Raw genomic sequence first — 12,109 nt, 5'->3', positions numbered from 1 at the left:
CCCCGGCAAAAGGCCGGACCGGGGGACGGGTGAGACGCAGGCACATGACGCATGTGTCAACCATGCCCCAGGACATACCGTCAACCATGCCCCGACACATGCGTCATTCATGCCCCGAGACATTACAATCCGGCCGCAAGACCGGCGAATCGAAATCCACGGCGGAAACGCAATCGCAGTCCTCGTCTGATGATGACAAGCCAAGCGAAACTCAATCAGGTCGCGGCTCGGATGAGAGATCATCTTCCACGCCGATGGCGACTGCGGCCGATGTTCGCGTGCGAGCCTCGCAACTGTCGCATAGTATGTCGGCGATCACCGGCACCTCCGTGGCCGGCATCGATGGCAGTGTCTATGACCTATTGACGAACGGTGGCGAATCTGATTCTCCGACATATGCGAATGCAGAAGCTTCACTGACCGATCTGCTCAAGCAGGATGTGCAATATCCGGATGGTGCTTCCTCTCAGCAGTGTGCGCAGGAACTCAATGCATTGAATATCGCGTACACGAACTGGGAGGCTGCCTTCTGGAAGGCGGCCAACGATGCGTTCAATACGACCGCAGATGCCGCCTACCAGGCTGCATTACAACTGACGACAAATCAGTCCCAGTATTGTTCTGAGCTTACCACCGTTGTCAGTCGGCGACCACAGAAGGGCAGTAGCAGACAATCGTTCGAGCAACAGACGTCATGGTATGACCGACTGATGAATCAGTGGCAGGACTGTGAGGCTCGGGCGGCACGGTAACGCCCGGTGGGAATCACCCTAGACTCACCCTCAGTCGAAGTCCTTCGCGTTGATGACGGCGAGGACCTGCGCGTTGTGCACCTGCCATTGCGAGAACGGCTTGTCGGAGCCGAGCACGACCACGGACGCGGTGGACAGGCCCAGGTTGAGCAGGTCGAGCTTCGTGGTGTCCGAATCCGAGGAGGCGAGCCACTGGCAGCTGATCGACACGGTCGGTTCGTGGCCGAGGACCATGAGCGTGCCGACCTTGTCCTTGGTGGTGGCGAGCTCGTCGAACACGGCCTGCATACCGCCGTCGTACAGGCTCTGCCGGTAGTCGACCTTCGGGTCGTCGCCGAACACCTTGAGCATCCGGTCGAGCGTCTGGCAGGCGCGTACCGCGGACGAGCAGACGATGCGGTCGGGCACGAGCTTGAGCGCGGCGAGACCCTTGGCGACGGCCTTCGCCTGCTTGGCGCCCTTGTCGGTGATCTCGCGCTTCTGGTCGCCGCCGTCGGCGAACGGCTCGGCCTTCGCATGCCGCATGACCAGCAGCACATGCTTGTAGCTCTTCGCCTTCTTGGCTACCTTGTTGAGATTGATGCCCATGGTCAACGGCCCTTTCATGCGGTTGTTTGCGCTCACGGCTTGCGGGCGCACCGACGCCCGCGTATCACCACCTATTGTGGCAGACGCAAGCGCCCGGACCGCCCGTCATCACAGAATCATCGCGCACCGTTAAGATTCGACGCGGCGAAACGCCGGTCCGGGCATGATCGCTGTATGGTCAGCGCGCGTCCGCCTCGCCTAGGTTCGCGGTCTGCCGGTCGAGGTCGCGCAGCACCTTGCGCAGCTTGTGGTCGGAGATGTCGCGCAGCTCCAGCTCGCCGAACTGCGCCTCGCGCTCCTCTGGTGTGAGCGAGTCGACGTCGGTGGTCGTGTCCTTCGTGGCGCGGTCGCGTTTCTTCAGTGCGGCGAACCCTTCGGCCATCGCGCGCGAGACCACCAGGAAACCGGTGTGGCCAATCATCGTGTGGTCGGGGCGCACGGCCAGCCCCTGCGCCTTCCACGTGCGTTCGAGCGTCTCCTGGATGTCCGGCTCGGTCCAACGGCCGGACTCGCGCAGTGCCTCGACGAGCCGTGACATCTGCGTGGTGGTGGTGATGTAGCAGATGAGCACGCCGCCGGGGGCGATCACCCGGTACGCCTGCTCGAGCCGGTTCCATGGGTCGAGCATGTCGAGCATGATGCGGTCGTACGCGTGCTCGGGCAGCGTGGCCGCAACAGAGTCGAAGTCGCCGGTCTTCAGATCCCACCATGCCGGCTTCTCGCCGTAGTACAGGGTCGCGTTCGCCTCGGCCACGCGCGCGAAGTCGGGCCGCAGCTCGATGGTGGTCAGATGGCCGCCCTCCCCCACGGCGTCCAGCAGGTTGACGCTCATCGCGCCCGAGCCGGCGCCGGATTCGAGCACGGTGAGGCCCTTGCGGATGTCGCCGAGCTGGATGACCTGTGCGATGTCCTTCGGATACATGATCTGCGCGCCGCGCGGCATCGAGAGCACGTAGTCGGCGAGCCGCGGCCGCATCACCGCGTACTGCCAGCCGCCGATTGCGCGCGCCGCCTTCCATGGCTTGTTCGCGTCGCGTTCGGGGTGCACCTGGTTGACCTGTGCCTCGCGTTTCGCGGTCACCGTGGTCACGACGATGCCTTCCGTGCGGCCGATCACGTCGTCATGCAGGATCAGGCCGTGTTCGGTCTGCGTGGAGCCGCCGGCGACGAGCTGGTCGGTGATCCTCTTGCCCTTGCGGTCGGTGAACTGCACCTTCTCCCCCGCGCGAATCGGTCCGCGTCGCTCCTGCATGGCTTGTCTCCTTCACTGTCGGCCGTGGCAAAACGGATACCAGTGTATCGGGCCGTCGGGATTGCCGCGGGCGGCCCGACGCCTGTCACTCGTCCTGATCTTTCCTCATGTAGTGCACTGTGAACTGCTTGACCCGGCGCAGCGACTGCTGACGTAGCTGCGGATTGAGCCAGCTTTCGTCGTATCGCTGGAAGATGTCCAATCCTCTGCCGAGCGAGATCTCCCAGCCGGTGTCGGTCACGATGGACCGGTCGTGGGCGGTCGCGCTGAATTCGTAGGTGAGGATGATCCCCATTCGTCCGTAGGCGTCTTGCAGCTGCTGGAGGTTGTCGAGCTGCAGGGCGGCCAGCGTGTCATCGGCTTGTCCGGTGATCAGATGCACCTGCACTTCGTCGGCTCGCTCGGTGAGGGCGTACACGGTCTCGAGGAATTCGGCGAGGTTGCGCGCCTGATAGGTCTGGCGGATGTACGGGTCTTGGATGATGATCCGCTTCGCGCCTGCCACGTATGGCCCGAACAGCTTGTTGTAGCTGATACCGATGCGGCCTTCGGCGAACTTGAGATACTTCACCTGAGCGGTGGCGGCGATCCGCTCGATGCGTGTCATGGCCGGTTTCGCTGGTGTCGTCGGTTTCGCTTCGTTGGCGGCGTCCGAAGACGCTGCACTACCGGCTACCGCCGTTGGTGCGGCGATGGCAGTGCCGTCGGTTGCCGCGGCGGACGCTGCTGCGTTGGCGACTTTGCCGCCGTCACTGTTGCCGCCGTTGCCATCGCTGGCCACGTTGCCGGCGTCTGCGCCGCCGACTTCCATGACATCGCCGACTTCGTCCGCATCCACGGCGACCGCCTTGCCCCGCCAGTACAGTTCCGGGTAATCGTCCTCTTCGAGCGTATGCACGGCGACAGGCTCAGGGGAGCCGACGCGCGTGTAGCTGAAGTCGACCTCGGCCATGGTCGGGTCGATGCGGCACAGCTGGTCCTTGACGCGCTTGCGCCCCTCGATGGCGCAGCGCAGCAGTGGTTCCATCTCGTCCGGCGTGGCCTCGCCGGACGGGTAGACGAGCTTCATCAGCCCGGAGAAGGTCTTGCGTACGCCGTCCTTGTCTCGGGTGGACAGCGTCGGCGAGAGTGTGAAGTACCGTTCGTACGCCGAACCGTAGTCCACGTTGCGCAGGTTGTGCAGGATCTCGGCCAGATAGTCGACCACGAACCCGTAGCCGCCGGTGAACATCTCCGCGCGGATCTGCTCGAACTCCCATCCGGGCACGTAGCAGTGGACGCGGTCGAGGAATGCGGGGTCATGGTACTGCGGCGGCAGCTCCTCGAACAGGTCGGTGTTCTTGAGCATGTACGGCACGTTGTGCGACGTGTTGCCCACGAACACCATGGACGCTTCCGCCTGCATGGTGTTGCGGCCGCGTGAGAACGACTTGTTCGCCATGTAGTTCTTCATGATGTCGACGAGCGCGCGGTCGGCCTTCTTCGTCTTGCCGGCGAACTCGTCGAACGCGACCGTGTCCCAATAGCCGACCAGGCCGATCTGCCCGGTGGTGTTGTTGACGAACAGTTTCGCCGCGGTCACCTCGCCGCCCGAGATGAGCATGCCGTGCGGCGAGAATTCGGAGTAGATGTGCGACTTTCCGGTGCCTTTCGGCCCGAGCTCGATCAGGTTGTAGTTGCGCTCCACGAACGGGACCATGCGCACCAGGTGCAGGAGCTTGGCGCGGCTAGAGAACATGTCCGGGTTGAACCCGACCGACTGCATGAGCAGGTCGACCCATTCGTCTGCCGTGAACCGCGCGCGCATCTCGAGGTAATGCTCCCGGTCGTCATGCGACATCTGTACGGGCCTGAGCCGCATGAGACGCCATGGCACGTCCTTGGGATCGCCCGTGTAGGCGTAGGCCAGCGTGCACATGCACCAGATGCCGGTGACCAGCAGCTTCGGATTGTCCTTGATGGTCTGCGAGCCGACGACGACCCGGCCGATGCCGAGGTTCTCGAACGTGGCCTCGTACCGGTCCTCCTTGTCGTTGAGCGCCACCTGCACCTTGTCGATGACGTTGTACTGCCCTTTTTCGCGGATCTTCGACTGGATGAGGTTGGCTTCCTCACGGTGCACGTAGTTGTCCGCGAGGATGGCGCGCACGCGCTCCACCCCGGACTGGACGCTGTCCTCGTCGGTGGTGGTCGCGTACTTGCCGAGCAGGTACTCCAGCACGTACGAGGGGACGAGCGCATTGCCCTTGACCTTGCCTACCAGATCCTTGCGTACCGTGTAGCCGGAGAACTCGGTGGTCACCTTGCGGTCCAGCTCGCTCATGGCCGGGGCGTCGGCCTGCCCCGCCGTCGCGGCGTCCGTCGCGTGTGTCTCGTCTGTCATGCCTCTCACCTTACCTGTCTGTCGCCTGCTTGTCTGCCGCCTTGCCTGCGCTGTCGGCCCGTTCAGAAGTCGAAGCCGTCGTCGATCATGAGCCCACGCTGGAGCCGATATTCGGCTTTCACGTCGACCTGTCGCATCTGGCCGGAGCCGGGGATGCGTTCGCTGATGCGCAGCTCGATGACGGTGTTGTTGAACCGGTCAGCGTCCGTGGTCAGCAGGAACGTGGCCGGCACGTGGCGTTCGGCCGGGTCCTTGGACGTGGACGCGAAGGCGAGCGGCACCTCGTTGGAGATCAGCGTGGCCTGCCTGTCATGACCGACTCCCCAGAGTCCTGCGAGCACGGTGCGTTCGGCGACCTTGCCGCCGACCGGCTCGGTCTGCAGAAAGTCGACGGTGATCTGCCCGGTGGTGATGCGGTCCGTGTTCTGCAGGATGCGGAATTCGACGGGGCGTGCGTCACCGGTCGCGGAACGGCCTTTGTTGATGTGCACGACCGGCACCACGATTTCGGGCAGTGAGGCGCCGCCGTGCACGTAGCGCGAACCGTCGCCTTGGATGCGCAGCCGGTGGTTGCCGTTGGGGATCTGGATGGTCACGTGCTCGTCGTTCGGGTCGTCCAGCCCGACCTGGTCGGCGGTGAACGTGGTGAACGCCGGCTTGGGCGTGAGCCGTGCGCCGATCACGAACCGGCGTTTTTTCTGCCAGATCGCGTCGCCGGAGGGTTGTTCGCTCAGCCGTTCGGCATCCGTCACGGTATGATCCTGATACAGGAAGCCGTGGTCGGCGGTGACGATCATGTTGGTCATGTTCGCATTGGCCAGCCGTTTGACGATGGCGTCCAGTTCGTTCAGCGTCTGTTCGCAGGCTCCGAACACGTTCGATTCGTTTGCGGCCTTGTCGCCGGTGGCGTCGATGACGTTGTGGTAGACGTAGAGCACGCTGCAGGATTTCACCAGTTCACGGTATTCGTCGCGTTTCATGGTCATCAGTGTTTCCGCGTCCACGGCGGCACCGTCCACCGCGGCGAGGATGCCGGCGCGCGCTTCCGATCCCGTGGCGGACTTGCCGTCCACGAGTACGCCGTAATGGTCGGCGGGGTTCAATGCGAGCGTCGTGTGCGGCAGCAGTGCGGCCATGCCGAGCTGCGTGTATGAGGGCAGCACGCCCAACTGCGCTTCGATGGTGGCGTTCCATCGGCTTTGCGTGGTCATCCGTTCGCTGAATTCCGCGGCCGTCTCGTAGCGTAGTGCGTCTGAGATGATGACGGCGATCTTCTTGTTGGCGTCGGTCACCTTCTTCACGTTGCGCGCGTAGAAGTCGGCTTGTGCGGGGATGTCGTCGATCGCCCAGTCGGTCATCGCGTTGACCTGCATCTGCCATCGGGCGGCGAGCTCGGTCTGGTACCGGTCGTATTCGCGTTCGAGGCTTTCGACGACCATATTGCCGCTGAACTGGCGGGAGCTTGCCTTCCATGCGGCCATGAACCGACGGTAGCAGCCGTCTACCCGGTAGAGTTCGCCGGCATAGCGGCGGAACCCGTCGCTTGCGGACGTGATGGACTCCATGACGGGCCGTGCCTTGCGCAGTTGCGCCCGCAACGCGCTTGCGGCGGCGATGACGGCGTAGTCTTTGGCGTAGTCGTCACGCCACAGCGTGTATTGGCGTGCGGCCACGATACGCTGCACATCATCATCCGTGATGGTCTCGCCGGCGAGTCCCTCGTACAGCAGCGCGACGAGCTGCTCGTCGACTTCGCGGAACACGTCATGACCGGCCAGCTCGTCAGGCGGCATGGCCGTGATGTCGTCCGCAAGCGAGAGGTCGGGGAACGTCTCTTCGGCCAGGGACCGCATAGTCGGCGCGAACCGCGGGTCGTTGCGCCACATGTCGAAGTCGCGGCGGATGTTCGCGTAATGGTCCGCGCCATGCTCGCCGTCGCCGAACCCGTTCCATGCCAGACGGAACAGCCACAGCACGAAGTCCTTCACCGTGGGGTGCGCCAGCGTGCGGGCGGTGTCGAACCGGTAGATGCCGCGGGTGCCGGTCCAATGGTAGTCAAGCAGCCCCATCATGCCGATGCGCTCGATGCCGTCCTCGTCGCCTTGCGCGTACTGTTCGAGCAGCCTGCGCCAGATCATCTGCAGGCTGTGCTCTCCTACGGGTAGTTTGAGTAGCACGGCGATCATCTTCGCCTGGAAGTCGCGTTCGTCGTCGCCGGCGTGCAGGCGTTCGGCCAGGGCTTCGACCAGGCTGTCGTCGTCGAAGAACGGCTTGGTGCGCTGCATGATGGCGAGCCAGGCCGCGCGGGTTTGCGCTGACGCGTCGCGCGGGAACTGTTCGTTGACGATCATCGACAGACGGTCGGCGGTGAACCACGGGCCGTACGCCAGCTCGAGGTCCAATAGCCAGTTGTCCTCGTCCGCGGGCAGTTTGCCGGTGACGTACACCAGGAACCGTGTGGTCGGCTGTTCGAGCAGCATACGGTATTTCAATGCGAACGGATTGCGTTCCAGACGTACGACCTCCACGTCGCGCAGCGTCTCGTCGTGCGCGTCCGGGCCTGCGATGTCGCCGAGCATGTCCGCGAACTCGCCGTGCTCGTCATGCCAGAACACGATGCGCCCGGCGCTGTACCGGGTGCCGTCGAACTGTGCGAACCGTGCCGCCAGCGTGCGTGCGATCTGCGTGCTGCTGCTCATGCGAGGCCCCTTTCTCCGTCGATGGGTGTCGAGTATGAACGACACTGTATGGTCTTTTACCCTAAAGTGTCGAGTATAGACGACACTGTGCTGTGTTTCACCGGTATGTGTCGACCATACTCGACACATACCGGTCAGTTTTCGTCGTCTCCCGCAGCCGCGTTGGCAAGGATGTACCGGGTGGACCGCGCTGAGCCTACGCGGCGCAACAATCCATGATTCACCAGTCTGGTGAGAATCTTCTGGGCTTGGCGCTCTTGAAGGTCGAGTAACTGCTTCACAGTGGCGGAAACGATTTCACCGTGTTCTTGAGCGTATTGAAAAACGCTGAGTTCATTCTCGGACAAATATTCAGTATCCCGCACTTTTTGGGTAGTATCCCGCACTCCATCAGTAGTATCCCGCACTTTTTGGGTAGTATCCCGCACTCCATCAGTAGTATCCCGCACTTTTTGGGTAGTATCCCGCACTGCCTGATCGCTTCCACGATAGATGTTGATGCGCAGGTCAGTGTCGCCGCCGAGGAATTCCGGTTCGCGCAGTCCCGCTTCGCGGACCTCCTCGATGATGCGCGGGATACCACTACCCCAGTGTTCGATAAGTCCCATGTAGGAGAACGCCGTGGCCAGTGCCTCGTTGCGGATCTTCGAATAGCCTTCCTTCATGCGTTCGATGGTCTGTCCCATTGGCAGCCGTCCGGGTGACGTGATTTCGAGACGGTTGTCGTAGATGGCTACTTGGATGCTGGAGTGGTCGATGTAGCTGCGGTGCACGACGGCGTTGACGATGAGCTCGCGGATTGCGTCCGGCGGAATCTCGTACACGTCCTGACGGTATACGCCCTCGAACCGGGCGCCCATGTGGATGTTGCGCAGCACGTACCGGTATGCCTGTTCGACGAGTTCCCATGGTGCGCCGGTGAATTCTCGACGGTCCACGAACACGGCTTTGGTGGAGCCTTTGAATACGCCGCATTGGATGACGGAACGCACCGGGCCGTTGGTTCCGGTCAGGATCGCATACGCGTTCGTCGGTTTGAGTTCGCCGTCACGTTCGGTCAGTACGCCCCATGAGAGCAGCTGCTTGGCGGTCACAGGTTTGACGCTGTCGACATCATGCTTCGCGTTGGATTTGGCTACCGCCGTCATCGCGTCGCACAGCTTGGCGATGTCATCATTAGTCGCTTCCAGTCCGAGGCATATGGTCTGGTCGAAGCTGCGGTTGCTGCCCTCGAACAGCAGCTCCTTGATGGTCGCCGCGTCCGCCTGCCGAGTGGTGCCGGCGACGCGCACGAACGTGCCCTGTTCGCGGCCCATCGACCTGATGAAATACGGGCGTTGCGCACCGGGAAGGATTTCGGCGACGATGACGGTCTTGCCGTCGATGTCGCGCATGGAGATGTCCGGGATGATGAGCGGCTCGCAACTGTCGGCGATGGCGTTGGAGATGGCGTCCATGATGGTGAACACCTGATCGTCCGGCACACCGACCACGTTCAGCGTCTGGTCCTCGATGCCGAACACGATGCGCCCGCCCTCGCCATTGGCGAACGCCACCGCCGTCTTCACATACTTGATGCTCCGATCCGGCAGTGCGACCTTGTACTCGACGTTCTTGGATTCGCCAGACCATAAGTCACCCATGAACGTGTTTTCCCCCTTCTTGGTTCACTGTGGAATACGTCACTTCGCTCACCCGTTTGGTGTATGTCTTGTGACATTCATACGCAGTGGGGTCGAACAGGCACAAGTTCATACCCCCGTTTCTCAATGTACTGGCATACTTGACCCCGTCGTATTTAAGGCTTTTAATGAATTCGGCAATGTACTGCGAAGGAACATATTCCAGGGAATCATCTCCCCTACGCATAGGCTTGGAGATTTCACGGGACATACCATTAAGTATTTCCAGATTCGCGGCCAGCAGGGGAAGATCGTCTTCATCTATGTCGAATGGGCTGATTTCCTCGAGTCTCGACAGGTCAGCAATGGTGATTGTTCGATTCAGGATGAACTTTCCGAACGTCACATAATCGTGCATGCCTGCCCGAATCTCATGCAAAGCCGTATCATCCGCTTCAGCATCATCTCCCAGAGTCGTATAGAGTTCGCTGATACCTGCCGGGTTGATACGACCGTTGCCAGCCAATCCCTGGGGAGGAGCCCCCATGTCCTTTCCCGGAGCGAATCCTTCCGCATCTTTAGCAATTCTCGCTCTCGTCAGAACCGTGCCCTGCTTGCAGATGGTTCTCGTATAGGTAATCAGTTCCCCCAAAGCCTCAAGATCGATAAACGAAACAAAGAAGCGGTTATGATACTTCAAGTGATTGGCGAACTTCTCCCAATCATGCTCCTCGCTGTCTTTTCGCATCCGTTTCAGCTGGACATAGCCGCCAAGAAACTTCTTCATCTTATACCCGTCGAAGATTCCGCCCTTTGTCTCCTCGTACATGGAACTCATCAAATGTCTTGCCTGGTCCTTCGAAAGATTCAGCAAATGCCACCTATTCGTAAGTTCATATGTCAAGGAATGCGCATGGTTCCCTGTTTTGGAGCTTGCGGTGTCATATAACCCTATGATGGGCAGCAACATATTCTGCAAATCGGCATGGTTGCGGAAGTCATAGACGAAGGCATCTCTGCTATTGCAGCAATCACAGTCTCCTCGAACACCGAGGCTTTCTATCAGATCACGAAGTACATGATCTTGGAAACAGTTCACACAACAGTTCGTCATCGGTCCGGCCTTTCCGAAAGGAACCAACCCATGAGTTCGAGATGGTGCATGATGGACAGTTTCTTGATGGTCGGCAGACCGGGGTAAGTGCCAGTCTTCGCGTGATTGATGAGTGTCTGCATGCCCAACGTCATATGTTCGTACGGCGAGTCCTCACGTGACCTATGCCAGGCTTCTAATTGATTGACCGTCTCGATGAATTTCATCGGGGTCTCATGGGCGTCATCGCTGACTTCGGAAACGAAATGGTGAATATGCAGAGTCCATTCATCGTCAAAGTAAACAATATGCAGTGCAACGGCCTTGGGCATTCCACCCCGTTCGGTGTAGTTGTCTCCGACAATGGAGTAATCGCCAAACCCTGCATATCCTTCTTCTTCGTACCACATGTAGTCATTGGAGAAGAATTCATCCGCATAGTCATCCTGAGCATATGCGGCATTGTTCTCGCGTTTGATGAATGGATCGGAGAATAGAATCCTTTCCGTATGGATGCCGTTCCGCTTCAGGTCACGCTTTAGCCGTTCGCCATCGGATAGTGCCAGAGCATGGAACTTGAATTTCTTCAAATCGCCGATTCGACCTCGATCGCTTTCGGAGACAAACACAATGCCGTCATCCTGGAGCAGAGACTCGTCAGTGCTTTGGACCCGTTCTGCGACTTCCACGGCATCCTTGTTCAGCAGAATCACGGGAAACACTGTTCCTGCCATACCTATCAACGGCTCTGACTCGCTGCGTCCGTATATGTCAAGCTTTGTATCAAGGTCGATGCCCGACGTCAAATCTCCCACGTTCGGGTTCAGCACCACTCCCAGTGCACTCCCCTCATGCTCGCGAAAGAGCCTCATGACCTGATGCAATTGCGGCATATCCCTGACCGGCTCGAGAATCGGCACCACATCGCGATACAGCAAACCCCCTGTAAGCAGCTCGCGGAGGGCAAGCAACTCATACTGTCGCGCCCTGAGATATGGATAATACGTCATCACGTATCCCCCTTGTCGCGTCATCCTCAGCCGGAAGGCCTTCCTTCCACGGCACCTGTTGCATATTATCGTAGCCGAAGTAGAGGGACATACGCTGATTTTCCGGGAAGCGTTCCAAATCCTCACGGGTCCATGAGTTTCGCTGTTTGATTGCGGCCATGACCAATGCCTGCGCCTTCAGCACCGGAATATCGAGGAACATCTCTCGGCAAGCTTGGTAGAACATTGCCGGAGGAACATCAGGCAGCATGCCGAACTCAGAACGAAGAATCATGGAATATTCGGGTTTGCGTAGCATTTTCAGCAACTCCAAACCGCTGAGATCATTGTTGTATTCATCCGGTTCCTGTACCTTCTTGAGCGCGTTACGTCGTGTCAGCACATAGACGCCTACATGTCTGCCGAATTCAGACATGGTGGCAAGTCGTTCGCGTAAACACGTGAGTTTTTCCTCGGGAATCACAACATTCACATAGGAGAACGCCCTGAAATAATCTTTCAGCTGACCTTCGAGACGTTCAAAGGTATCAAGGTCGGACTTAATCTCATATACGGTCCCATGCCCATTGATAATCACCGTGTCCGCTATGGACCTGGCAACTCTCAGCTGCCGAAACGCTTTCGAAGTCCGCAGGCTATGCGAATGCAGCAACAACCGATACGCCACCACATCCTGATAGTACGATTCATTCCTCTCCTTCGTCCGCATT

At 60.0% G+C, this 12,109-nt stretch carries 9 protein-coding genes; 1 reads left to right on the top strand and 8 read right to left on the bottom strand.

What is annotated here, in order from left to right:
• Window positions 1-752: hypothetical protein (locus F7D09_RS01410; protein ID WP_226835827.1), on the top strand; the 752-nt coding region annotated here is incomplete at its 5' end.
• Window positions 753-782: 30 nt separating this feature from the next.
• Here the strand turns inward: F7D09_RS01410 and F7D09_RS01405 are convergent.
• The 8 genes from F7D09_RS01405 to F7D09_RS01370 all read right to left on the bottom strand — a co-directional run bounded on the left by F7D09_RS01405 (window position 783) and on the right by F7D09_RS01370 (window position 12,108).
• Window positions 783-1,340, bottom strand: a complete 558-nt coding sequence (locus tag F7D09_RS01405) for a SixA phosphatase family protein (RefSeq protein ID WP_152233656.1) — start codon at window positions 1,338-1,340, stop codon at window positions 783-785.
• 178 nt (window positions 1,341-1,518) lie between these two features.
• Complete coding sequence (locus tag F7D09_RS01400; RefSeq protein ID WP_152233655.1) at window positions 1,519-2,592, bottom strand: tRNA (adenine-N1)-methyltransferase; 1,074 nt, start codon at window positions 2,590-2,592, stop codon at window positions 1,519-1,521.
• A gap of 85 nt (window positions 2,593-2,677) precedes the next feature.
• Complete coding sequence (gene brxL, locus F7D09_RS01395) at window positions 2,678-4,975, bottom strand: BREX system Lon protease-like protein BrxL (RefSeq protein WP_226835825.1); 2,298 nt, start codon at window positions 4,973-4,975, stop codon at window positions 2,678-2,680.
• A gap of 62 nt (window positions 4,976-5,037) precedes the next feature.
• Window positions 5,038-7,674: a BREX-1 system phosphatase PglZ type A gene (gene pglZ, locus F7D09_RS01390; protein ID WP_152233654.1), complete on the bottom strand. Its 2,637-nt coding sequence runs from the start codon at window positions 7,672-7,674 to the stop codon at window positions 5,038-5,040.
• A 134-nt stretch (window positions 7,675-7,808) separates the two neighbouring features.
• Window positions 7,809-9,317 carry an ATP-binding protein gene (locus tag F7D09_RS01385; RefSeq protein ID WP_152233653.1) on the bottom strand — a complete coding sequence of 503 codons (1,509 nt, stop codon included), beginning with the start codon at window positions 9,315-9,317 and terminating at the stop codon, window positions 7,809-7,811.
• On the bottom strand, window positions 9,310-10,125 hold the full coding sequence (locus F7D09_RS01380; protein ID WP_193312261.1) for an RES family NAD+ phosphorylase: 816 nt from the start codon (window positions 10,123-10,125) through the stop codon (window positions 9,310-9,312). Before F7D09_RS01380 ends, F7D09_RS01385 begins: the two co-directional genes overlap by 8 nt.
• A 281-nt stretch (window positions 10,126-10,406) precedes the next feature.
• Window positions 10,407-11,399, bottom strand: coding sequence for a sce7725 family protein (locus F7D09_RS01375; protein ID WP_193312260.1), 993 nt, complete (start codon window positions 11,397-11,399; stop codon window positions 10,407-10,409).
• Window positions 11,362-12,108 (bottom strand): sce7726 family protein, encoded by a 747-nt coding sequence (locus tag F7D09_RS01370; RefSeq protein WP_152233650.1) that lies wholly within the window; start codon window positions 12,106-12,108, stop codon window positions 11,362-11,364. The genes F7D09_RS01375 and F7D09_RS01370 overlap by 38 nt, the downstream gene beginning before the upstream one ends.
• Between the last annotated feature and the right edge of the window lies 1 nt (window position 12,109).

The organism is Bifidobacterium leontopitheci, assembly GCF_009193355.1.
GTDB classification, from domain to species: domain Bacteria; phylum Actinomycetota; class Actinomycetes; order Actinomycetales; family Bifidobacteriaceae; genus Bifidobacterium; species Bifidobacterium leontopitheci.
The sequence above is the reverse complement of the archived record's forward strand: the minus strand, read 5'-3'. Positions and strand labels throughout refer to the sequence as shown.